This window comes from Rhodococcus sp. 3258, assembly GCF_031456475.1.
In the GTDB taxonomy this organism is placed as follows: Bacteria; Actinomycetota; Actinomycetes; order Mycobacteriales; family Mycobacteriaceae; genus Rhodococcoides; species Rhodococcoides fascians.
In genome coordinates, this window is the sequence record NZ_JAVDUT010000001.1 from 1,478,195 (window position 1) to 1,501,542 (window position 23,348).

18 protein-coding genes are annotated in these 23,348 nt (G+C 65.6%); 10 read left to right on the plus strand and 8 right to left on the minus strand.

The genetic code is table 11. The features are described 5' to 3' along the window. Positions 1-130: 130 nt before the first annotated feature. From J2X62_RS06890 to J2X62_RS06905, 4 genes are all read right to left on the minus strand, one after another. Entirely contained in the window at positions 131-1,117 is a 987-nt protein-coding gene (locus tag J2X62_RS06890) for a hypothetical protein (RefSeq protein WP_201010115.1), read from the minus strand. 664 nt (positions 1,118-1,781) lie between these two features. Beyond that, on the minus strand, positions 1,782-2,273 hold the full coding sequence (locus tag J2X62_RS06895) for a flavin reductase family protein (RefSeq protein ID WP_027495391.1): 492 nt from the start codon (positions 2,271-2,273) through the stop codon (positions 1,782-1,784). A gap of 170 nt (positions 2,274-2,443) precedes the next feature. Then, positions 2,444-4,699: a VanW family protein gene (locus J2X62_RS06900; RefSeq protein WP_310178988.1), complete on the minus strand. Its 2,256-nt coding sequence runs from the start codon at positions 4,697-4,699 to the stop codon at positions 2,444-2,446. 228 nt (positions 4,700-4,927) lie between these two features. After that, the gene (locus J2X62_RS06905; RefSeq protein ID WP_052053499.1) at positions 4,928-6,232 is read right to left on the minus strand and encodes a CdaR family transcriptional regulator; all 1,305 of its coding nucleotides are present in this window, start codon (positions 6,230-6,232) and stop codon (positions 4,928-4,930) included. A 184-nt stretch (positions 6,233-6,416) separates the two neighbouring features. Between J2X62_RS06905 and J2X62_RS06910 the strand changes: the two genes are divergently transcribed. The 5 genes from J2X62_RS06910 to J2X62_RS06930 are packed head-to-tail and all read left to right on the plus strand — an operon-like array spanning position 6,417 to position 11,180. Next, positions 6,417-7,202, plus strand: coding sequence for an ABC transporter ATP-binding protein (locus J2X62_RS06910; RefSeq protein ID WP_052073988.1), 786 nt, complete (start codon positions 6,417-6,419; stop codon positions 7,200-7,202). Further along, the gene (locus J2X62_RS06915) at positions 7,192-7,914 is read left to right on the plus strand and encodes an ABC transporter ATP-binding protein (protein ID WP_027495389.1); all 723 of its coding nucleotides are present in this window, start codon (positions 7,192-7,194) and stop codon (positions 7,912-7,914) included. The genes J2X62_RS06910 and J2X62_RS06915 overlap by 11 nt, the downstream gene beginning before the upstream one ends. Positions 7,915-7,940: 26 nt before the next feature. Next, positions 7,941-8,819 carry a branched-chain amino acid ABC transporter permease gene (locus J2X62_RS06920; RefSeq protein ID WP_027495388.1) on the plus strand — a complete coding sequence of 293 codons (879 nt, stop codon included), beginning with the start codon at positions 7,941-7,943 and terminating at the stop codon, positions 8,817-8,819. A gap of 1 nt (position 8,820) precedes the next feature. Next, on the plus strand, positions 8,821-9,864 hold the full coding sequence (locus J2X62_RS06925) for a branched-chain amino acid ABC transporter permease (protein WP_032369486.1): 1,044 nt from the start codon (positions 8,821-8,823) through the stop codon (positions 9,862-9,864). Next, positions 9,861-11,180 carry an ABC transporter substrate-binding protein gene (locus J2X62_RS06930; protein WP_032392110.1) on the plus strand — a complete coding sequence of 440 codons (1,320 nt, stop codon included), beginning with the start codon at positions 9,861-9,863 and terminating at the stop codon, positions 11,178-11,180. The genes J2X62_RS06925 and J2X62_RS06930 overlap by 4 nt, the downstream gene beginning before the upstream one ends. 149 nt (positions 11,181-11,329) lie before the next feature. On the opposite strand, the gene J2X62_RS06935 is transcribed toward J2X62_RS06930, so the two are convergent. Next, complete coding sequence (locus J2X62_RS06935; RefSeq protein WP_032374814.1) at positions 11,330-12,628, minus strand: acetyl-CoA C-acetyltransferase; 1,299 nt, start codon at positions 12,626-12,628, stop codon at positions 11,330-11,332. 139 nt (positions 12,629-12,767) lie between these two features. Here J2X62_RS06935 and J2X62_RS06940 point away from each other — a divergent pair, with 139 nt between their 5' ends. Both J2X62_RS06940 and J2X62_RS06945 read left to right on the plus strand, forming a co-directional pair. Continuing rightward, positions 12,768-14,114 carry a 3-oxoacyl-ACP reductase gene (locus J2X62_RS06940; protein WP_032392109.1) on the plus strand — a complete coding sequence of 449 codons (1,347 nt, stop codon included), beginning with the start codon at positions 12,768-12,770 and terminating at the stop codon, positions 14,112-14,114. Beyond that, positions 14,111-14,968 carry a MaoC/PaaZ C-terminal domain-containing protein gene (locus J2X62_RS06945; RefSeq protein ID WP_032367093.1) on the plus strand — a complete coding sequence of 286 codons (858 nt, stop codon included), beginning with the start codon at positions 14,111-14,113 and terminating at the stop codon, positions 14,966-14,968. The genes J2X62_RS06940 and J2X62_RS06945 overlap by 4 nt, the downstream gene beginning before the upstream one ends. 115 nt (positions 14,969-15,083) lie before the next feature. Here J2X62_RS06945 and J2X62_RS06950 read toward each other — a convergent pair whose 3' ends face one another. Both J2X62_RS06950 and J2X62_RS06955 read right to left on the minus strand, forming a co-directional pair. Beyond that, positions 15,084-15,686 (minus strand): TetR/AcrR family transcriptional regulator, encoded by a 603-nt coding sequence (locus J2X62_RS06950; protein ID WP_027495382.1) that lies wholly within the window; start codon positions 15,684-15,686, stop codon positions 15,084-15,086. 62 nt (positions 15,687-15,748) lie between these two features. After that, positions 15,749-16,924 (minus strand): glycoside hydrolase family 3 N-terminal domain-containing protein, encoded by a 1,176-nt coding sequence (locus J2X62_RS06955; protein ID WP_057474403.1) that lies wholly within the window; start codon positions 16,922-16,924, stop codon positions 15,749-15,751. A 154-nt stretch (positions 16,925-17,078) separates the two neighbouring features. Here J2X62_RS06955 and J2X62_RS06960 point away from each other — a divergent pair, with 154 nt between their 5' ends. From J2X62_RS06960 to J2X62_RS06970, 3 genes are all read left to right on the plus strand, one after another. After that, positions 17,079-17,546 carry a universal stress protein gene (locus J2X62_RS06960; protein ID WP_027495380.1) on the plus strand — a complete coding sequence of 156 codons (468 nt, stop codon included), beginning with the start codon at positions 17,079-17,081 and terminating at the stop codon, positions 17,544-17,546. Positions 17,547-17,649: 103 nt separating this feature from the next. Further along, positions 17,650-17,820 (plus strand): DUF2613 domain-containing protein, encoded by a 171-nt coding sequence (locus J2X62_RS06965; RefSeq protein ID WP_072692026.1) that lies wholly within the window; start codon positions 17,650-17,652, stop codon positions 17,818-17,820. Positions 17,821-17,842: 22 nt separating this feature from the next. Continuing rightward, complete coding sequence (locus J2X62_RS06970; RefSeq protein ID WP_310179031.1) at positions 17,843-22,090, plus strand: alpha-(1->3)-arabinofuranosyltransferase; 4,248 nt, start codon at positions 17,843-17,845, stop codon at positions 22,088-22,090. On the opposite strand, the gene J2X62_RS06975 is transcribed toward J2X62_RS06970, so the two are convergent. Then, entirely contained in the window at positions 22,068-23,213 is a 1,146-nt protein-coding gene (locus J2X62_RS06975; protein WP_027495379.1) for an acyltransferase, read from the minus strand. The genes J2X62_RS06970 and J2X62_RS06975 overlap by 23 nt on opposite strands. Positions 23,214-23,348 lie beyond the last annotated feature (135 nt).

Genomic DNA, 23,348 nt, shown 5'->3' on the forward strand with positions numbered 1-23,348 from the left:
CTTCGACGGCCGCACCTGTTCACGGGTGCGGCCGTTGTTGTTTGTGCGCCGGGTGTGGGTTGGTTGACGGCCTGCGTAGCGGCGCAAACGCGCGCGCGTTTGTCAGATGCGCGCGGATTCTGCCGAATAGTTAGGCGATTTCGCGCGCGTTCGGCAAATGCGCGCGCGTTTGCTCGCCACTCGATGTAATTCGCACGCTCCCTCGCGGTGCCGGCAGGGCAGCGGCCCGTTCTACAGCTCGGGCAACGCGCGCCACCAACTCTGCTGGATTCGCCAGGTCCGCCCAGGTCCAGCGCACCACCGGATAGCCGAGATCGCGCACCGCGTCCTCCCGTATCTTCTCCCTGAACACCACGTCGCCGGGGTTCTCATCCTGTCGTAAGTACTTGGTGTACTTGGCTTTACCGTCGAACTCGCACACGACGAGGCCATTGACCATCCAATCGATCCGTGCCACCGATCGCCCACTTGGATCCAGGATCTCCACCTGAGACTCGACGTCGAATCCAGCCTCGCGCAATATGATTCGACTCTGCGATTCCCCGGGGTTTTCACTGCGCCCGTCCATGAGGTTCACGGCTCGTCGCGCCTGCGCCACACCTTTCCAGCCCCGAGCCCGCTGCAACTCCGCGTCGAGCTCACTCTCGTCACAGCACTTCAACGCCACGTCACCTGCGATTACCGCAGACAGCAGCGTCTCGGTTCGAGCAAGGTCGACCACTGTCCGAGCCAGCGAGGTCACCGAGACACCGTCGACCGTTACGCTCGATAAGGACGGTGCACAGTGCACGGTCACAGTCGTATCCGTACGACCGCCGCCGCGGCGGTGTCGGGTGATGTGAACCTTGCCCAATCCGCCAGTAGGTAAGGGTAATCCGTGCAGTAGTGCAGCCGAACGGTGACTGACGACGTAACCACCGGACAAGATCGGCAAAATCGCATCGATCAACAGTCTGTGCCGCTCCTGTTCTGTCAGCCCGGCCAATCTCGACGACGGAACGTAGACGCCATTCACAAAACGCTCCCAGCCACCCCGCTCATACATTGCGCGCAACTCGTGATCGGCGCTCCCGTCTGCCAGCGCCTCGGAGCGTCGAATCATTCGGTCGTCCTTCATGCTCCGAGTCTCGGCCATGCGTCGACGGAGTCGAGCTCGAAAGTTGACGACTGTGCACAACTCCGGGCTTGTGGATGAATACCGGTACCGGCGTACCAGTTCGCCTAACTGTCAGTCCCGCAAACGCGCGCGTATTTGTCAGGTGCGCGCAGAATTGTCGACTATTCGGCCACTATTTCGCGCGCGTTCAGCACGTGCGCGCGCGTTTGCGAAGCAGACGGAGCCGAAACAGGTGGACGAGCAAACGAGGCCGCACCGAGCGAAGCGCAGCTGCACCACCAGGAGAACCGGCTCGGCAAAGCGTCGCCGGCCGACTTCACGAGACCGATCCGACAAACGCGCGCGCATTTGTCAGATGCGCGCAGAATTGCCCACGATTGGGCCACTATTTCGCGCGCGTTCAGCAAGTGCGCGCGCGTTTGCGAAAACCGGAGGGCGAACCGAACAGGCCGAAGGTGGGCGGACAGGGCCGAACCGGAGGGCGAACCGAACAGGCCGAAGGTGGGCGGACAGGGCCGAACCGGTGGGCGGGCCGAACAGGCCGAAGGTGGGCGGACAGGGCCGAACCGGTGGGCGAACCGAACAGGCCGAAGGTGGGCGGACAGGGCCGAACCGGTGGGCGGGCCGAACAGGCTGAAGGGGGCCGAACCAAGTCGAACAGCGGTTACTGCTGAAGTTTGCGGAACTTGCTGCCGTGGAACACGATTGGATTCACTTCACTCTGTACTTCGAGGGAATGGATGCGTAGCAACACTATTGCGTGATCGCCCGCTGGGATTTGTTGCTCGACGGTGGTGTCGAGCCAGGCGGTGGCACCGACGATGAAGGCCGCGCCTCCGTCGGTGACGGTGAGGTCGAGACCGGCGAAGCGGTCACCGGTCTTCGCAGCCAGAGTGCGGACGGCATCGTTGTGTGCTTCCCCGAGCACGCTGACGCCGATGTTCGGCGCAACTTCCAGCTTCGGCCACGTGGTCGACGTGTTCTGGATGCACACCGCTACCAACGGCGGATCGATCGACACCGACACGAAGCTACTGGCCGCCAAGCCCACCAGGACACCGTCGATTTTCGCAGCGATTGCCACGACGCCACTGGGGAACTGCGCGTACGCCTCACGAAGTGTCTGTTGATCGAGGACGGTGCGTGTGAGCGTCATGGAGGATGCTCCCTTTCGATCGTGCGGTGCCGAGCGCACCTCTACTGTTGCAACCTCGTCGCGGCGGCATTCGTTCCGGGCATACGTCTACATCCAGCAAACACCCGATCGAGCGTCGACGCCACAGTCCGAATCCGCGTGATTCGAAGTGACACGTCGAGCACAGGACGTCACTCGTCGTCGTTCGGGCGCGGGGGGTCGTCGGGTTCGGGGGTCGGAGCCGGACGATCGGGCTGGACGCATTTGACGATCGGGATGGGGTCGTATTTCACGGTTCTGGTGTTGCGCGAGATCTCCCTGCCCGACGCGGCGTCGCTGATCACCCGGGTGTCGCTGGCGGTGAATCCCGGTCCCCCGCCGGATGCGACGCAGCCGGCACCGGCCGGCAATGTCACGGTATTGGGCGAGGTGGGCCGCGTCCGGGGCCCGGTGATCGATTCGACGTCGACGGTTTTGGTGCCCCACAGCCGGACGGTGACGCTGGACGAATCCGCGAACGACTCGATCACCACGCCGGTGTCGTTGGGGTTGGTGAACTTCAGGTCGATGGCACCTTCGAAGACCGTCGCCTCCCGGGCCTCGGGGTATCGACTGATGTAGTAGCTGTGCTCGGTGTGATCGGTGTCTTCCATGCCCGCGAAGTACGACGCGTTGTACAGAGTCGTCGCGAATTGGCTGATGCCGCCGCCGACGGCACGATCGGGTCGACCGTTGTCGATGATTCCCGATTCGACGAAGCCCTGAGCGGTCCCGCGCGGACCGGTGTACCCGTTGAGCGAGAACGTCTCCTTCGGCTTGACCAGCGCGCCGTTGACGATCTGCGCGGTGAGCCCGATGTTCACGCCCGACGCGTACTCGAAACCTCCGGTCGTGTACTCCGCGACCACCTCTCGCACGCCGAGATTCTCAGCCGCCTCAGTGGTGAGGGCAGGCGGCGCCGGTTCGTAGACGGCCTCGGTCGAGCGCGGACCGTCCGCAGCCAGCAGGGCGGGAAGCTGCTCGAGGGTCTTGTTCCACTCGACCAGCTCACCCATCACCCCGGGAACGACGGTGGGAGCTCCGCCGGAGAACGTGAACGACGCGTCCTTGGGCGGAACTTCGGTGCGGACCAGTTGCGGAGCGAGAATGCCGGTGGCGATACCGGTGTCGTAGATCGGCGTGAGGCCGCCCTGCCCGTCCGGATCGAAGCGCAGGACCTCACCCACACGGTCCACCGGCAACGTCGCATCCACGTTCTGTCGGCCTTCGATGACCACCGGTGCCGACACTGCGGGGACCGCGACGTTGGACAGAGCCTGATCGACCGCATCCTGCGTCACGGTGACAGGCGTGGATTCGTAGACGACCTCGGTCGCACCCGTCGACCACTCGGTCTGCAGGTTTCGACGCGTCCCGTCGGCGTCCAGAACTCGCCCGGCCAGCGGTTCGACGGCTACCGGGGTGGCACCTTCGAAGACGACGTCGCCTTCGACGGGCGCACGGTCCGTCTCCGCTCGCAGGCCGTCGATGGCGACCGAGAGTGCCTGCTCGTCGGTGGTCGAGACGACGCCGATCTCCCGGCTTCCGAACAGCGATGTCAGACGCGTGATCGGGTTGATGGGCTGCGTACCCGCGCGATCGAGCGTCGCGTTCCAATCGACTCCCAGCCCGGCCGCGGCAGGCAACACCTCGACCTGCCGGTCGTCGATGCCCACCTGAATCGGCTCCTCCGCCCGAGGTCCCAATTCGGCACGCAGTACGGCCTCGGCGTCGGAATGACTCTTGCCGCCTACCTCGATACCGGCAACGGTCACACCGCGCGGAACCCGATCGCTGGAGGCAATCCAGTCCGCCGCGTACAGCAACCCGAGGACGGCAACCACCGCGCCGGTACCAATGGCAATCTTCTTCCACGGCGGCGTGGACCCGGCTCCGTCGTGCTCCGCCGAGCCGTTCTCAGGGGGAGTAAAGGGGGGTTCGGCGGGTGGCTGAGGTTGCCCGGCGTCAGAAGAGGACGGTAGAACAAAGGGCTGCGCCACCGTCGGCGATTCGTCTGCCACCGGTGCGGGCTGCGCGTCCGCGCCGGGTACAGCAGATTCGCCTTGTTCGAACTGCTCGACGTCCGGATCACTGGCGGTATCGAGGTCGGCAACCGACTCGGATCGGTCGACCTCGGCGGTGCCATCGGCTTCGGTTCCCTCGGCCTGCGTCAGCTCGGCATCGTTCGCGTCTGCTTCGTTCGCATCGGATTCGTTCGCATCGGATTCGTTCGCGTCGGATTCCGTGGCGTCCTGGCCCTCGGGTACCGGCTGCTCTGCGTGCTTCGGCTCCTCGGCGTCGTCGCGAATGGCCCCGAACACCTCGGTCGGCGTGTCGTACGGCGGTACGTCGGGGCGGGGCTCGGCACCCTTCGGCGCGTCACCCGACCTACTGTTGCCCTCGCTCACATTCGACCCTTCCAGGACCGTCGATTCATATTCCGGCCTGCTGCGCGGCGTACCCCGCGGACGAGCTTACGCAAACCGCACAGCACCGCTCGTTCTGAGACCCTCGCACGCGCCGCACGCAAAAGGCCCCGCACTGCTGCCGGGTCGGGGGTCAGGCAGCAGTACGGAGCCACACGGAATATATGCAGACTTCAACCACTCGTTACAGCGAGTTCGGAATTGCCATCGTCATTTCATTCGATTGAATGAACCGTGGGTCGTCGAACCGTCGTCCTGCTCCACGGCCCGCGCCCAATGTCCCGTCCTGACCAGCGCAAGAGTGAGCAGAAGCCGGTCGCGGGCATCGGTCAAGTCACGCCCGGTCAACTCCTCGATTCGACGCACCCTGTAGATGACGGTGTTGCGATGGCAGTAGAGCGCCTTCGCAGCGTTGGTGGGCGAACCGTCCGAAGCGAGCATGTGCGCCAACGTGTCGAGCAACGTTTCTCGGTGCGGCTCCGGATGCGTGAACAGAGCGCCGAGCGCATGGCGAACCAACAGTTCCGACGACTGATCGTCGGCGGCCATGATCACCCTCGGCAGTCGGTCCGTCGCCAACGCGACGCCACTGTCTTCGGTGATGGTCTCGGCCGTCAGTGCCGCCAGGCGATACGCCGCAGCGAACGACGCCACGCCCTCGGGCGAATGCGCGACACCGACCGGGCCGACCGCCCGCGCGGCTAGGGCGTCTATGACCGATCTCCACGATCCGGTCCCGAGTGCCACGAGCGCGAATTGGTGCCCGTCCCGAGTGTTCCAGTGGGACACTGCGCCGATCTGGTCCATCGCGTCCTCGGGTGCGGGGAGCGGAGGCGACCCCTGATCGTCGAGCGGGCCGACCACGCAGGCGATCTGCTGTGAGGCCGACAGGCCGAGGGTCGCGCGGGCCTCGATCACGAAAGCCGGATCGCCGCCTCGGCCCGACCGGAGACCGTCCAAGATCACCAGCACATTGGCGAGATCACGCTGCTGCATACGCGCGCTCTCCTGGCGGTACGCCTCGACGAGAGTTTCGTACTGACTGTCCAGCGCTCTCCACAACTGCTGGCCGGCGACGAGCAGGAGATGCTCGTCGATCACGGACCTGCATTGTTCACGCTCGAGCATCAACTCTTCCCACAGCGTCCGACTCCCGAGCGTGTACGCCTTCAGCACCAACTCCATCGGAATGCCTTGGCGCGCACGCTCTCTCCCGGTGCGACGCCATACCTCTCGGGCGTTGTCGCCCGCGGCCGCAAGACCGGACAGCGTGCGTAGGCCCTGGCTGATGTGCGCGCGAGTACTGCGACGAATTTCGCCGGCGATGTCAGGAGTGGTGCTTGCCAGGTACGCGGGTTCCTGCTCTATCAGCGCCAGCGTGATCGAGTCGGCAATCGCATCCGCCCGCGGTAACAGCGCGGCCCACGCACCGCGAATCTTCTCCTGGTCGGAGGGCTTCACAGCGCCGCGCGCAGCGGATCGCGACGTAGCGCGACGCACCCCGGGAGAAGCCATCCGCCCATTTTTGCGCACAGAGCCCACATCACAGGGTGATTTGACCGTTACTGGTGCCCAGACACCCAAACATTCTGTGCGGAGCGCCCATACCGCGCGTTGTGCTGGACGCCCCATAGTGGACCCAACAGATTGTGAGGTGCATCACTTGAACTCTCTCGACACGATGGATCCGGTCCTCACCATGACGGACGTCGACGTGTCCTTCGGCGGCATCGTCGCGCTCTCCGGAGTGACCATCGAGGTACGACCCGGCGAAGTCCTCGGCGTCATCGGACCCAATGGGGCAGGCAAAACCACACTGTTCAACGTTGCGTGCGGTCTCGTTCGACCCCAATCGGGAACCCTCGGCCGACACGGCGAAACCTTGAGCCGCCTGCGCCCACACGACCTGCCCCGGCTCGGCATGAGCCGAACGCTGCAGGGACTGGGACTGTTCGATCGAATGACCGTGCTGGACAACGTCATGGTCGGGGCCGACCGAACGGCACGCACCGGAATCCTCAGCGGCCTCCTGGGCCTTCCCTCGAGCGCGGCCGACGACGCGGCGGTCCGCTCGACCGCGATGAACACCCTGGAACGACTGCGCATCGACGGCTACGCGCACCGGCTGCCACCGAGCCTGCCCTACGCGGTGCGCAAGCGCGTGGCCCTCGCGCGCGCGCTGGTGAGCGAACCGTCGTTGATCCTGCTCGACGAACCCGCCTCGGGCCTGTCCAACGACGAAATGAGCGAACTCGGTGACGAAATCCGCTCTCTCACATCAGCAAACAAGGATTCCCAGCCGGACCGACCGGCAACATCGGTCATGCTCGTCGAACACCACATGGACCTCGTCATGACCGTGTGCGACCGGATCTACGTCCTCGACTTCGGCAAGGTCATCGCCCAGGGCACACCGGATCGGATTCGCGAGGATCCGGCCGTACTGGCCGCATATCTCGGAAACGAGGTGGCACATGACAACTGACGCGACACACCTGAAGATCACCGACCTCACCGTGCACTACGGGCCGGTCACCGCCCTCGATTCGGTGTCGATGACCGTCACCGCGGGCACGATCACCGCCGTACTCGGAGCGAACGGTGCCGGAAAGACCACGCTGCTGCGCACTGTCTCCGGACTCCTGAAACCGACGTCAGGACGTATCGAGCTCGCCGGCGTCGACATCGTCGGCATACCTCCGGATCGCATGTCCCGCAAAGGGCTTGCACACGTGCCCGAAGGCCGGGGCGTGATAGCCGAATTGACCGTCGACGAGAATCTTCGCCTCGGTGCGTTGGGACGCAACAGAAGTCACGACGCCGTGACCCTCGATCGGATCTACGACATGTTCCCGCCGCTGACCGGACGCCGAACCTCGTCGGCGCACACGCTGTCGGGCGGAGAACGGCAGATGCTGGTGATCGGTCGAGCACTGATGGCAACACCGTCGGTTCTTCTCCTCGACGAACCGTCGCTCGGGTTGGCTCCGAAAGTCGCCGCTCAGATTTTCGAAACGCTGCGCGCACTCGTCGATTCCGAATCGATGACCGTCGTGCTCGTCGAACAGAACGCGCGAAGTGCACTGTCCATCGCCGAACATGCCGTCGTCCTCGACCTGGGCAAGGTCGCGGTGGAAGGACCGGCCGACACCTTGGCCGGGGACGACGCCCTCCGACACGCCTATCTCGGGTTCTAGAGCAAGCCGAAAGGACGCCAGCCACAGTGCAACAACTGCTCACCATCCTCATCAACGGCGTGACGACAGGCATGGTCTATGCCGCGTTCGCCCTCGCTCTCGTCCTCATCTGGCGATCGACCCGCATCGTCAACTTCGCCCAGGCACCGATGGCCATGATCACCACGTACGTCGCACTGGTCGTCATCGACGCCGGTTACTCGTACTGGTTGGGCTTCGGAGTCGCGCTGCTCAGCGGACTGTTGTTGGGAGCGTTGATCGAACGACTCGTCATCCGGTTCGTCGACAGCTCCTCGCACATCAACCCGGTGATTCTGACGCTCGGGTTGTTCATCATCATTCATGCGGTTGCGGCCATCATCTTCGGGAACCAATTTCGTTCGTTCCCAGCACCGTTCGGTCTCACCGGCCAGAAGGTCGGGGACATCAACGTGGCCCTGACCGGATACGACGTGTTCAAGATCGTCGCCGTTCTCGTGGTCCTGGGCTTGCTGATTCTGCTGTTCCGGTTCACCGATCTGGGACTGAAGATGCGCGCCAGCGCATTCGAGCAGGAGGTGGCCAAGCTGCTCGGAGTCCGGGTGAGTCGGATGCTCACGCTCGGTTGGGCTTTGGCCGCAGTCGTCGGATCGCTGGCCGGGCTGCTCATTGCCGGCGGCTCTCTGGTGCACCCCGGGTACATGGACTCGATCGTCGTCTTCGGTTTCGTCGCAGCCGTTCTCGGCGGTCTCGACAGCCCGGCAGGCGCAGTGGTCGGAGGCCTGCTGATGGGCGTCGGGCTCAGTTTCGTCAGCGGCTACCTCGGCCAGGACCTCGTGTCGAGCGCGGCGTTGATCATTCTGATCGTCGTTCTCCTCGTCCGCCCGAGCGGGTTGTTCGCCAGCGCAGCAGCCAGGAGGGTATGACGTGAACGCAACTCTCACTCGAATCACGGCCACCCCGGTACGACGCCACTTCCTTTGCGCTGTCATCGGACTCGTCGTCATCGTGCTGGCGCTCGAATCACTGAGCACCTTCCGTCAGAGTCAGCTGACGTCGGTCGCGTACCTGGCGATCGCAGCCGGCGGATTGACCGTGCTGACCGGTCTGAGCGGGCAACTCTCACTCGGGCACGGTGCGTTCATGGCCGTCGGTGCGTACACCGCGGCATTGATGCTGCGGGCCAACGATTCCGGATGGTCGGTGCCCCTCGTACTGCTGGCCGCCACCGTGATCTCTGCCCTGGTGGGCGTGGTCGTGGGAGTGGCCGCCGCCCGACTGCACGGCCCGTACCTGGCCGGTGCGACGCTGGCGCTGGCCGTCGCCGTACCGGGACTGGCCCTGTACTTCTCGGACTACCTCGGCGGTGAACAGGGTCTCGTCGTCCCGGCCCCGAAAGTGCCGGACCTGATCGACGACATGATGTTCTTCGTCACCGGAAACGAGCTCAGCGGAACCAAATTCGTCGCCTACGTCAGCTGGGTGCTGCTCGTCGTCGTGTTCTTCCTGTTGGCGAACGTCTCGTCGAGCCGGATCGGCCGTCGCTGGCGGGCCGTTCGGGACGACGAAGTAGCCGCCGAGCTGTCCGGGATCGATCTCGGGCGGGCACGCATCCTGGCGTTCGTCGTCAGCGCGGCCTGTGCGGGCGCGGGAGGTGCCGTCCTCGCGATGTCGGCGCGGATCGCGGCCCCGAGCGGGTTCACTCTGACGCTCTCCCTGACATTGCTCTCCGCCGTCGTCATCGGCGGGCTCGGCACTCTGTCCGGGGCATTGATCGGGGCGCTGCTGCTCACCTACATCCCACCGGTGGTCACCAACCTCGGGCTCGATCTGGGGCTGAGCAGTCTGCAATCCGCCGAACTCGCACCACTGGTGACCGGCATCTTCACCGTCCTGGTCATCCTGTTCGCCCCACTGGGTCTGGTGGGCACGTTTCGAAGGTTGCGTTCAACCAGAAAAGAGATGAAATGAAGAAGTTCGGATCGGTGGCGGTCAGAACGACCGCACTCGTCGCCGTCGTCTCGTTGGCCGCAGCGTGCGGTGCAGGCGGTAGAGACGAGGCAACAGAATCCTCGGAAGGCTCGACGATCGGCATCACCGACACCTCGGTGAAGATCGGAGCCCACTTCCCCCTGACCGGGGTCGCAGCACCGGGCTACAGCGAAATACCCACGGGCGCAAAGGCTTACTTCGACTACGTCAATGCCGCGGGCGGCGTCAACGGCAGGCAGATCGAGTACGTCGTTCGTGACGACTCCTACGATCCGACGACCACCACCCAGGTCGTCAACGAACTCGTCCTCCAGGACGAAGTGTTCGCCGTCGTCGGTGGACTCGGCACAGCGACGCACAGCGCAGTCATCGACTTCCTGAACGAGGAGGGTGTGCCGGATCTCTTCGTCTCCTCCGGCGCGATCATGTGGGGCAACGACCCCGAGAAGTACCCGAATACCTTCGGCTGGCAGCCCGACTACCAGGTCGAGGGCAAGATCATCGGCGACTGGGTGACGAAGAACCGGCCCGACGCCAAGGTCGGGCTGTTCCTCCAGGACGACGATCTCGGCAGGGACAGCGAAGCCGCGGTACGCCAGTATCTCGACGACCAGATCGTCGAGGTCGTGCGCTACACCTCCGGCAACACCGATGTCGCACCACAGATCGCCGCTCTACAGGGTGCCGGAGCCGACCTCGTGCTCGGCTTCAACGTCCCGTCGTACACCGCACTGAGCCAACTGACCGCGATGCGGCTCAACTACGATCCCGAGTGGTTCTACAGTTCGATCGGCTCCGACGTCGACCTGGTCGGTTCTCTGCTCGGACGCTTCTCCCAGGGCGCGGTCACCAACGGTGCCCAGTCCCTCGAAGGCATGATTTCGCTCGAATACATCCCCGGCGTCGACTCCCCCGAGAATCCGTGGACGCAACTGTGGCAGAAGGTCTGGGCTCAGAACGGAACAGGTGACCCACTGACCAACTACCGCATCTACGGACTCAGCCAGGCGTACGCGTTCGTGCAGGCACTTCAGGCGGCCGGCGAAAATCCCACCCGTGAGGGCATCGTCTCCGCGATCCAGGACGGCGGAATGGACTTCCAGGGCCCGCAGCTGGCCCCGTTCCGATACTCCGAAGAAAGTCACCTCGGAATTTCCGGAGCCAGTGTCTTCCAGATCCGCGGAGGTGTACCCGAGTACCTGACTCCCGTGTTGCAGACCGACATCGGAGACTCGGCAGTGAAGGAATACACCGGGGACGAATCGACCCCGCCGGAAAGCGGCATACCCGGCTGACCGGATACGAAAAGGCACGCAGAGCGAGCTCTGCGTGCCTTTTCGACGTTGTGATCAGCAGATCCGAAAACCCCTCGTTTGCCGGATCCGCCGACCCTGTGACCCCCAGATCGTGTCCCCGTATCGGGGAGCAGCCGAAGCTGCGGTGATCAGCGCTCGATGATGGCGGTGACGCCCTGGCCACCGGCCGCGCAGATCGAGATCAGGCCGCGGCCCGAACCCTTCTCGGCCAGCATCTTCGCCAGCGATGCGACGATGCGTCCACCGGTCGCGGCGAACGGATGGCCCGCGGCGAGCGAGGATCCGTTGACGTTGAGCTTGCTGCGGTCGATGGAACCGAGCGCACCGTCGAGTCCCAGACGCTCCTTGCAGTACGCGTCGCTCTCGAACGCCTGCAGCGTCGCGAGCACCACCGAAGCGAACGCCTCGTGGATCTCGTAGTAGTCGAAGTCCTGCAACGTCAGACCGTTGCGGGCGAGCAGACGCGGAATCGCGTACGTCGGGGCCATCAACAGGCCGTCCTTGAACGATCCGTTGCCGTGGATGTAATCGACGGCGGCGGTCTCGGAATCTACGAGGTGCGCCAGCACCGGCAGGTTGCGCTCGGCAGCCCATTCGTCGCTCGACAGCAGCGCAGCCGACGCGCCGTCGGTCAGCGGAGTCGAGTTGCCGGCCGTCATGGTGGCGTCGCCCAGCTTGGTTCCGAAGACCGGCTTGAGGGTGGCCAGCTTCTCGACGGTCGATCCCGGACGCAGGTTGTCGTCGCGGGTCAGGCCGAGGAACGGCGTCACCAGGTCGTCGAAGAATCCACGGTCGTAGGCCGCCGCCATGTTGTGGTGGCTCGCTGCGGCCAGTTCGTCCTGGTCCTCGCGGCGGATGCCGAATTCCTTCGCGGTGATGGCGGCGTGATCACCCATCGACAGGCCGGTACGCGGCTCACCGTTGCGGGGGATCTCGATGCCGAGCATGCCGGGACGAACGTTGCCGAGAAGCTTGAGGCGAGCGGTGGTGCTCTTCGCCCGGTTCAGCGAGAGCAGGAACTCGCGCAGTTCGTCGTTGACGCCGATCGGAGCGTCGGACGTCGTGTCCACGCCGCCGCCGATACCGGCGTCGATCCGGCCCGAGGCGATGGCGTCGCCGACGGCGATGATCGACTGCAGACCGGTACCGCAGGCCTGCTGGATATCGAATGCCGGGGTGTACGGGCTCAGCGCGCTGCCGAGCACGACCTCACGGGTGAGGTTGAAGTCCCGCGAATGCTTGAGCACGGCACCGGCTGCGACGAGACCGAGACGCTCGCCCTGCAGACCGAAACGGGCGACGAGACCGTCGATGGTGGCGGTGAGCATGTCCTGGTTGGACGCCAGCGCGTACTTCTTGTCCGAACGCGCGAACGGAATGCGGTTGCCACCGACGATTGCGACCGGTCGTAGCTGCTTGCTTGTCACTGACGTCTCCAAACATCGTCCCCAGCATGTGGGGAATGGCCCTGGTGGAGTTTCATCTTACTGGCGAGTAAGTTGGTTGTCGACACCCGGTCGTGCGCCTCGCCCTCAGAGCGAGCAGCGCTGAATGAAAGGTACGACAGTGGCAGCCTCCAAGGGAGCCCCAGATCTCTACTCAACGTTCCTCGCGTCCGCGCCGGGAGCCTTCATCGCCAAGCAGGCCGGCCTGCCGCAGCCCGAGAAGCTGCGCCGCTACAAGGCAGGCGAGCCGCCACTGGCCGGACCGGTCCTGATCGGCGGCAACGGCCGCCTCGTCGAGCCGCTGCGTGAGCTGCTCTCGGACTACCCGCAGTCGCAGCCGCACGACGACAAGCACGGCGGACTGGTGTTCGACGCCACCGGCATCGGTAACGTCGCCGAGCTCGAGCAGCTCTTCAAGTTCTTCCAGCCGGTCATCCGCAACCTGGCACCGTCCGCTCGCGTCGTCGTCATCGGCACCACCCCCGAAGAAACGTCGAGCGTCGACGAGCACATCGCGCAGCGCGCCCTCGAAGGCTTCACCCGCAGCGTGGGCAAAGAGGTCAAGCGCGGCGCGACGGCTCAGCTCGTCTACATCTCCCCCAACGCGTCGACCGGACTCTCCGGCCTCGAATCCACCCTGCGCTTCCTGCTGTCGGCCAAGTCCGCCTTCGTCGACGGCCAGGTCATCGCCGTCGGCGACGCCGACTCGCAGGCACCGGCCTCGTGGGACAAGCCGCTCGCCGGCAAGGTCGCCGTCGTCACCGGCGCTGCCCGCGGCATCGGTGCCACCATCGCCGAGGTTCTCGCCCGTGACGGAGCCACCGTCATCGCCGCAGACATTCCCGCAGCGGGAGAAGCACTCTCGCAGACGGCCAACAAGGTCGGCGGTACCTCGCTGGCCCTCGACGTCACCTCGCCCGACGCCGGCCAGGTCCTCTCGAAGCACCTGCTCGAGCGCCACGGCGGTGCCGACATCATCGTGCACAACGCCGGCATCACCCGCGACAAGACCCTCGCGAACATGGACGACGCCCGCTGGAACTCCGTCATCGGCGTCAATCTCGCTGCGCCGCAGCGCATCACCGACGAACTGGTGGCCTCGGGCGCACTCAAGGACGGCGGACGCGTCGTCGACGTCTCGTCCATCGCCGGTATCGCGGGCAACCGCGGCCAGACCAACTACGGCACCTCCAAGGCCGGCGTCATCGGCCTGGTGCACGCATCCGCACCGGTGCTCGCGAAGAAGAACATCACCATCAACGCCGTAGCCCCCGGCTTCATCGAAACCGCGATGACGGCGGCCATCCCGTTCGCCACCCGCGAGGCCGGACGGCGCATGAGCTCGCTGCTGCAGGGCGGCGAGACCGTCGACGTCGCGGAGTTGGTCTCCTACTTCGCTTCTCCCGCATCCAACGCCGTCACCGGGCAGGTCGTGCGCGTGTGCGGCCAGAGCCTCCTCGGCGCATGAGCACCGTCACGCTCACCGAGCAGCCGAAGACGTCCCAGATCTACACCTCGGCTGCACTGGGTGCCTTGCCCTTCCTCGGGTCCAAGTCGAAGACGGTGCCCAGCACCGTGTTCGAGCTCAAGGGCCTGCGAGTGGACCAGGACAACCTGGCCGGCTACTGCCGCGCGACGGGGCTGCGATTCGGCGATCAACTCCCGATCACCTACCCGTTCACGCTCGTGTTCCCGACAGTGATGAAACTGATGGTGTCCAAGGGCTTTCCGTTCGCCGCCATCGGTTCGGTGCACGCCGAGAACGTCATCGAGCAGTTCCGCGGCATCTCGGCATCGGAGCCGCTGGACATCCGAGTGCACGCGGAGAATCTGCGCGAGCACCGCAAGGGCTTGCTGGTCGACCTGATCAGCGAGGTCAAGGTGGGACGCGAACTGGTCTGGAAGCAGACCTCGAGCTTCCTGAGCCTGCAGAAGACCTCGCTCTCGGGTGGACCCCGTGAAACACCGCCTGCAGACGAGGTACCGCCGCCCCCGACCCGCACCCTGCGCGTCGATCAGCGGATCATCAGCCGGTACGCGGCCATCTCCGGAGACCGCAACCCGATCCACGTATCCTCGCTCGGTGCAAAGGCTTTCGGCTTCCCGAAGACCATCGCACACGGAATGTGGAGTGCTGCAGCGGTACTGCAGACGGTCGAAGGTCGTATCCCGGAGGCCGTGAAGTACAGCATCCGATTCGGCAAGCCGATCCTCCTGCCCGCGACGATCAACGCTTACGCCGATGCCGTCGGCACCGGCTGGGACCTGTCACTGAAGAACCCGAAGAAGGGCTACCCGCATCTGACGGGAACCCTGCGCTGAGTTAGCTCGAACTCGAAGTTATGGACGGATTTCCCCGGATTTCCGTCCATAACTTCGAGTTCGGCTGTGTAGGTGGCGGCAGGAGTGGAGCCTGCGGAACGACCCGGGCGGCCAGCTAGGTAGTGGCAGTTTTCTTGCCGGCGAGTCCGCGCCACGCCAGGTTTTCCAGGAGGTCCGCTGCGGCGTCGACCTCGATTTCTCCGCCTGCCACGCGGTCGGCCACGGCCTCACCGGCCCCGACCAGCGCCACGGCCATCAGGCCGAAGTTCTGTGACTGTTCCGGGTCTCGGGTACTCATCGCCAGCAGACCTGCGGTCAGCTCGATCAACCGGTCTCGGCTGCTCTGCACCTGCGAGGCAAAAGCCTGCTGACCGATCGCCTGGCGGTAGAGCACCATCCACGACTTCCGGTTCTCGCCGACGAAGCCGAGGAAACCGACCAGCGCGCGGCGCAGTTGTTCGCGCGGCGTCAGGGTCGGGTCTGCAGCGGGCGTCAGGGCCTCGACGAACTTGAGGCCCTCACGATGGATGCACGCAGCGAACAGCTCGTCCTTCGAGCCGTAGTACAGATAGAGCATCGGCTTGGAGATGGCCGCCTTCTTGGCGATCGAATCCATCGATGTCTCGTGAAACCCGTTGTCGGAGAACACATCCACTGCCGCATCGAGCATCTGCTGCTCGCGGACGGCGCGGGGCAGTCTCTTGGTGCCGCCAGCCATGGATCCTCCAATACGTACGAAGCACTAGACGTTACTCCACAGTAAGGTCGAGCGACGACCGATCAGGCTCCGCACGCCCCTTTGAACCGGGCAACCGTCGCCGCCGCCTCGTCCACCTGGGCTGCGGGAAGGCGCCCCGTCGCCACTGCGTCCTCCAGATTGTCCAACACCGCCGGCACCTGATCGGTGGTCAGCCACAACGCCACGTCGGCTCCGGCAACCAACGCCGACTCGACCGCGTCGACGATCCCGAGCCGCGCCGTGATCGCTGCCATGCCACTGAGGTCGTCGGTGAAGATCGGCCCGTCGAAGGGCTTCGCTCCGTATCCGGCGCCGTCACGAAGCAACGCCATGGCCGCAGGGCTGATGCTGGCGGGAACACCGGGGTCGGTCAGTCCTGGCACGTCGAGGTGGCCGACCATGACGCCCACTCCGGTGGTGTCGAGCGCGGCGAACGGCAGCAGATCCTTGGCTTTCAGCTCGTCGAGCGGCGGCGTGGTGACGGCCCCGGTGTGCGAGTCACCCGAACCCGAGCCGTGCCCGGGAAAGTGCTTGATGACCGGCTCGACACCCGCATCCTTCAACCCCTTCGCGTACGCCCCCGCGTACTCGATGACGACCTGCGGATCGTCGGAGAACGAGCGGTCGCCGATGACGGAATCATCGGGCTGAGCACTGACGTCGACAACCGGCGCGAAGTCGACGGTGACGCCGAGATCCTTCAGTCCCCGGCCTCGCGTCAAGGCCTCCTGATACGCCTCGTCCACCGACATCGTCTGCGCCAGTTCCCGCGCCGACGGTGCCGCACCCAACAGATCGGCAACCCGCGACACGCGTCCGCCTTCTTCGTCGATCGTCACCATCGGTGCCACCGCGGACGCGTCGAGCACCTGCGGAACCTCACGGTTACCGAGCATCGACTCGTCGGTCCAGCTGCCGACGAAGATCCCGCCCACCTGCTCGGTGGACATGATCCGAATCGCGTCCTGCGTTCCGGTGACGCCCACGGTGAGCAATTGAGCGAGACGTTGCCGCTCGGTCAGACCGTCGACGAAGGTGACACACGCGTCGGCCGGCGGAGGCGTCGACTGCGGGACCGTCGTCTGCGGAGCGGTCGTCGTCGAGGACGGAGCCGACTGCGTCGAGGCCACCTGCGACGATTCACTGGAACACGAGACGAGCAACCCCACCCCGACCGTCACTGCTGCAGCGGACCGAACCGAAAACCGAAGTCGCATGGAATACGACGGTAGCCGAGAAGTTGCGTGTTGCTGACCGCCCTCCGGTTGGGATCAATGCGACTTTGTTGCACTCCGAGCGACCGAAACCCACATTGATCCGGGGCGGGGGCGGGGTAATCTGGACGAAAGCGACATGAGGAGAATCACCACCATGACTGCTGACCTCATACTCATTGCCTACGACGGTTCCGACAACGCCAAACGAGCCATCGACTATGCGGGACGGTTTCTCACCACCTCTCGCGCGATCGTCGTCACGGCCTGGGAACCGATGGTGCGTCAAGCAGCGCGGATGTCGGGTCTGTCGGGTGTCATGCAGCCCGAATGGGTGCCGGACGACGAGGCCGAGGACGTCGCTCTCACCGATGCGAAGGTGACCAACAGCGAGGGCGTCGCCCTGGCCGAGGCCGCAGGCCTGAAGGTGGAAGGCCAGTGCACCGAATGCACCACCGCCATCTGGAGCGCGATCGTGGAGAAGGCCGACGAGATGAACGTCGACATCATCGTCACCGGCACCAGGGGCACCACGGGGCTGCGGGCCCTACTGCAGAGCTCGGTGGCCGAGCACGTGCTGCGGCACAGCCATCGACCCGTGCTGATCGTTCCTCCCGGAAAGTAACGCGTCCACCGGCCGGTTCACAGGGTGCAGGTGATACCGTGATGCCCGCGTGGGGGACAACCTCGCCCACTGCTTCACTGAGCCGACTGACTGGAGAACCGAGATGAAGTTCGCTGTCCCGGGTGTCATTGCCGCCGTCGTCGGAGCCGTACTGGGTGCCGGCGTCGTATTCGGAGTCACCGCCGGTGCAGCAGACAACTCTCGGCCGGACATCGATCGCACCGGAAACGCCGACTCGTCCTTGCTGAACCAGGTTGAGTACGGCAGCCGCTGACGCTGGTCGCTCACGTGGATCGTTGATCTCGGCCGAGCCGCTCGGTCGGATTTGGCTCTTCGGAGTCTCCGCTCTCGCATTCCTGCTCACGTTTCTGCAGGTCCCGGGCTTCACCGTCGCCGATACCAAGTACGACCTGGCGCAGAACCCTCTCGGATTTCTCGAACGCGCCTCGCATCAGTGGAACAGCGCCGCTCCGCTGGGCCAGGTGCAGAATCAGGCCTACGGCTACTTCTTCCCGCACGGGGCGTTCTTCGCCGGCGGTGATCTGCTGTCGATCCCACCGTGGATCACGCAGCGCATCTGGTGGGCGCTGCTACTCGTCGCCGGCTTCTGGGGAATCGTCCGGCTCGCCGAGGCACTCGGTGTCGGCAGCCGCACTTCCCGTCTGATCGCAGCGACAGCATTCGTGCTGTCCCCCAGGGTGATCACCACTCTGGCGTCGATCTCCTCGGAGACAATGCCGATGATGCTCGCGCCGTGGGTGCTCGTTCCCATCGTTCGTTGCCTGAACAGTCGGTCCGCAACAAATACGGTTCGGCGTGCGGCGGCACAATCGGCGCTGGCCGTGGCGTTGATGGGCGCGGTCAATGCCGTCGCGACGGCCGCCGCCGTTTTGGTGGCCGTCATCTGGCTGCTGTGCCACCGGCCGAACCGCCGCTGGCTGGTGTTCGCGGCCTGGTGGACCGGCTTTCTGGTGCTGGCGACACTGTGGTGGATCGTCCCACTGCTGTTGCTGGGCAAGGTCTCTCCACCGTTTCTCGACTACATCGAGTCGTCCGGCACGACGACCCAATGGACGTCGCTGACCGAGGTGCTGCGCGGTACCGGCAGCTGGACCCCGTTCGTCTCTCCCGAGCGGGTGGCGGGCGCCGTGCTGGTGACTCAGCCTGCTGCCGTGATCGCGACCGGCTTGATCGCGGCCGCAGGCATTGCGGGTCTGGCGATGCGCTCGATGCCGGCCCGTGGCCGATTGACGATCATGTTGTTCGTCGGCCTCGTCGGCCTGGGCGCGGGGTTCGTCGGCGATCTCGACGGTCCGTTCGCGGCAACCGTGCGAGTGTTCCTCGATTCCGCGGGCGCACCTCTGCGCAACATTCACAAACTAGAGCCGGTCATTCGAATCCCATTGGTACTCGGCCTCGCTCATCTGCTGGCCCGGGTTCTATTGCCGGGTTCGGTTCCACGCCCGACGTGGCGAGCGGCCGTCGCGCATCCCGAGAAGCACCCGATGATGGCGGTGACCGCGCTGGTCCTGGTGGCGCTGACGCTCTCGACGGCGCTGGCATGGACGGGCAAGCTCGCGCCGCGCGGTGCGTACGAGGCCGTGCCGCAGTACTGGCACGACGCCGCGGATTGGCTCACCGACCATGCCTCCGGCTCGAGTCCCGACGGTTCCGACGCGCAGCGTGCACTGATCGTGCCCGGCGCACCGTTCGCTCTGCAGACCTGGGGCCTGACGCGCGACGAGCCGTTGCAGGCTCTCGCGACCACGCCCTGGGCCGTCCGAGATGCGGTGCCGCTCACGCCGCCCGGTGCCATTCGCGCCCTCGACTCGGTGCAACGACTCTTCGCCGACGGCAGGCCGTCGACCGGCTTGGCCGACACCCTTGTGGGACAGGGCATCAGCTACGTCGTCGTGCGCAACGACCTGGATCCGGAGGATTCGCGGTCCACCCGGCCGGCGTCCGTCCACCGCGTGCTCGACGGTTCGCCGGGGCTCGAGAAGGTGGCAGAGTTCGGCGAGGACGTGGCACCCGGTCAGGTGGACGGGGTGGTTCTGGACGGCGATCTACGGCCTCCGTATCCGGCCGTCGAGATCTACGCGGTCGATGCCGCAGCGGACGTACCTGCCTCCGGTCCGTACACGGTCGATGTGGATCGGGTGCCGGTGGTGCAGGGCGGGCCCGAGTCGATTCTTCGATCGAACGAGTTGCGCAACAACGGTGTTCGCCTGCCCGTTCCGGCCGGGCCGACGCTGTTGGCGTCGGATGCAGCTGCTGCGGGCCTGCCCGTCGATTCGGTGACGGTGACCGACACACCGATGAATCGCGAGACCGACTTCGGTCAGGTGGACAATCACAACTCCGCGTTGCGGGCCGCCGACGAGCCCCGCCGTTCGCTCAACGAGGTGCCCGATTATCCGGTGTACGGGGCGCAGACCGTGGACGCGGAGTGGGAAGGCGCGACGTTGACCGCGTCGAGTTCGGCGTCGGACGCGACTCAGATCGGGGGCAGTGTGCCCGGCAGCGGGGTCGCGGCCGCAGTGGACGGTGACCTGGCCACCGGTTGGATCAGCAACGGCATCGAACGCGCTGTGGGGCAATGGCTTCAACTCGATTTCGATACTCCGGTGCGCGGCGGGCTGCTGCACATGCGGACCAGCCCGGGAACGATCGGAGACCCGGTCAAGTGGGTCGAGGTCACCACTCCGAACGGCTCGACGGCGGCCCGGGTGGACAAGCCGGGAGACCCGATGACGGTGTCGCTGCCCGGTGGGGAAACTCCGTGGCTGCGCATCACCGCGAAGTCGACGGTCGACGGCACCCGGGGCAGTCAGTTCGGCATCAGCGAGGTGTCGGTGGACGACTACTCCGACCGGGACAACCCGAAGCCGGTCTCCATCGTGCATCGCGCGGTGTTGCCGCCCACTCCTGCGGGCGCGAGCGTCGACGCGTGGGAGCTGGGCCAAGAATTTCCGGGCCGCTCCGGTTGCCTGGACACCGACGATCGAATCCGGTGCAGCAGTGGACTGTCCAAGTCGCCGGAGGAACTGGGCCGCTTCTCGCGCACGATCGACGTCCCGATGGGCACCGCGGTGATCCCCGAGCTGACGGTACGCACGCGGCAGTCCCCCGAGCTCGAGGCCCTGCTGGCCCAGCCCGGCCGGCCGTTGGCGAGTGGGGCGTCCGACGTCGCGGACCTCGACGGTTCGGCCTTCGCCGCCACCGACGGCGACCCGCGTACGTCGTGGACGGCACCGGAGAAGTCGATCACCGATCGAGCCGGCACCGACCCCACTCTCACCATCCAATTGCCCGCTCCGACACTGGTGGACGGGCTCGAGCTGAGCCCCAGCCTCGGCGCGCTGCCTGCCCACCCCACGCGGGTAGCAGTGAATCTGGGCAACGGTCCGATGGTGCGCGATGTGGATACCGACGGTTCGACGACACTCGCGTTGGCACCGTACGTGACCGACAGGATCGTGCTGTCCATCGTGGACTGGGACGGCGTACTCGACCGAAACTCGTTGGGCTTCATCCAATCTCAACCGCCCGGATTTGCCGAGGTCACACCGTTGTCCGCCGGTGAGCCGATCGGGCCGCCGTACGACGGTGACCGGCAGATCACGGTCGACTGCTTCGACGGGCCCCTGGTGTCCATCGCGGGGCAGACGGTGCGCACCTCGGTGACGGCGACCGCAGACCAATTCCGTTCCGGCGCAGCTCTACCCGCATCGGTCTGCGACGCGGACATCCCGGTCAACGAAAAGTTCGTCAATCCCGTGTCGCTCCCCGAGGGACGCCAGGACATCGTCGTCGAACCCGGAGCGTCGTTCTTCGTCGACGGGCTTCGACTGCGCACCATGCCCATTCCGGCGTTGTGGCCGGACACGTCTGCACCGCAGGCGGCGCGCACCACAGCATGGAGCCCCGATCACCGCGAAGTGACCCTCACCTCGAGCACCTCGGATCGCCTGCTCGTCATCCCCGAAAGCAACAACAGTGGCTGGCGGGCAACGACACCCGGAGGGACCGAACTGACCCCGGTGGTCGTCGACGGCTGGCAGCAGGCCTGGATCGTCCCGGCCGGGGCGTCGGGCACGGTGTCGTTGGATTTCACCACCGACCGCTGGTACCGACTCGGGATCTTCGGCGGACTACTGCTGTTGATTCCGCTGCTGATCTTCGCGCTGCGGCGGCCTCGCGGCGTCGTCGATCCAGGCCCCGCGCCCAGACCCTGGCGTAGCACCCCGGTGGCGTTCGCGGCGCTGCTCGGCGCGGCGATCGTGCTGGCAGGCGTCGTCGGAGCGATCTCGGTGCTGGTTCTCGGTGCCGGCTCGGCGCTGCTGAACCGCCGTTACGGGTCGGAGCTCACGTCTCGCGTATCGGTGTGCGCAGCAGGAGGATTCGCCCTGCTGGGAGCAGCGCTGCTCTCACTCGGGCCGTGGCGGTCGGCCGACGGATATGTGGGCGGGTCCTACGCGGTGCAGCTGGCCTCGTTGATCGGCATCGTCGCGTTGGCCGTCAGCGCGATGCGGAAGCCGTGACCGCCTTCTTCGGCGCGAACCTGCGCCGGGCCGGCTCTTCCACCAGCGCATAGCTCGCGGCAGCGACCGGAATCGACAGCGCCAAGGTCACCGTCAGCACGAACCACATGCCGCCGGAGAAGGGGACGATGCCGAACACCGGGAACACGACGGCGAGCACGGCCAGGTGCCAGATGAAGATCCCGTACGACCAGCGGCCGAGGGTCAGCATCACCGGATGCTCGAACACCCGATGCCTGCGGCCGGAATCGGCCAGCACCAACGGCGAGAGCATCGCGAACGCCAGCACGGCACCGAGGACGATCTTGAGCTCGAACTGCCACGGCTCGGGCCGCACCAATCCTTGTGGGCCCGCCAGCGGCGTCGCCGACAGAACGAATGCCGTCACCGCGATCGCGGGCATCACCCATGTGCGACGCGCCCAACGATGCACCCACATCTGCGGACCGACCGATACTTCGGCGAGCACCATGCCCGCGGCGAACCACGGGAAGTAGCCGGGCAACCAGTTGTCGTGATGGATGGCTTCCGGTGTCGCGATCGGAATGAACGCCCAGGAGAGCGTCACCGCGGACGCAGCGAGCAGAACCCACACTCGGTACCTCGCCGACGATCCCCGAAGCCGGATCGTCAGCCAGGCGAACAGCGGCAGCAACAGATAGAACGCCACTTCGACCGACAACGACCACATCTGCGTCATGCCCTCGGTCAGTGTCAACGGTACGAACACCTGGGTCAGCGACAGGTTGGCCAGCCACACCCGATAGTCCCCGCCTGCGTGCGGCAGAAACAGCAGGACGAGCACCGTGACCACCCAGTAGGCGGGCAGGATGCGCACTGCGCGTGACCAGAAGTAGCGGCGAGTGGGCTGCGCCTGCGTGAGTCCGCGGGCCTGCGCGGCATGCGGGCGCCACAGCAGAAATCCCGACAGCGCGAAGAAGATCGCCACCGTGAGATCGAACCGGCCCCAGACTCGGCCCATCAGCGGGGAATTGGCGGCCCCGGTCTGGAATGCGACGTGGGTGACGACGATGCCGAGCGCGGCAACTGCCCGCATCCCCTCCAGAGCGGGCACGAAGGCACGCAACGGTACGACGGACGCCGAGTGGACTCGAGTGCTCATGGTGGCTCAAGTGTGCCGTGTCGAACCGGCATGGACGAGACCGGTGCCACTGTCGACTGTTACTGTCACCTGCGACGTGTCGTAAGAAATCGGGCAGCGCATCGGGGAATTCGTACGATCCCGCCTGCGGTGTCT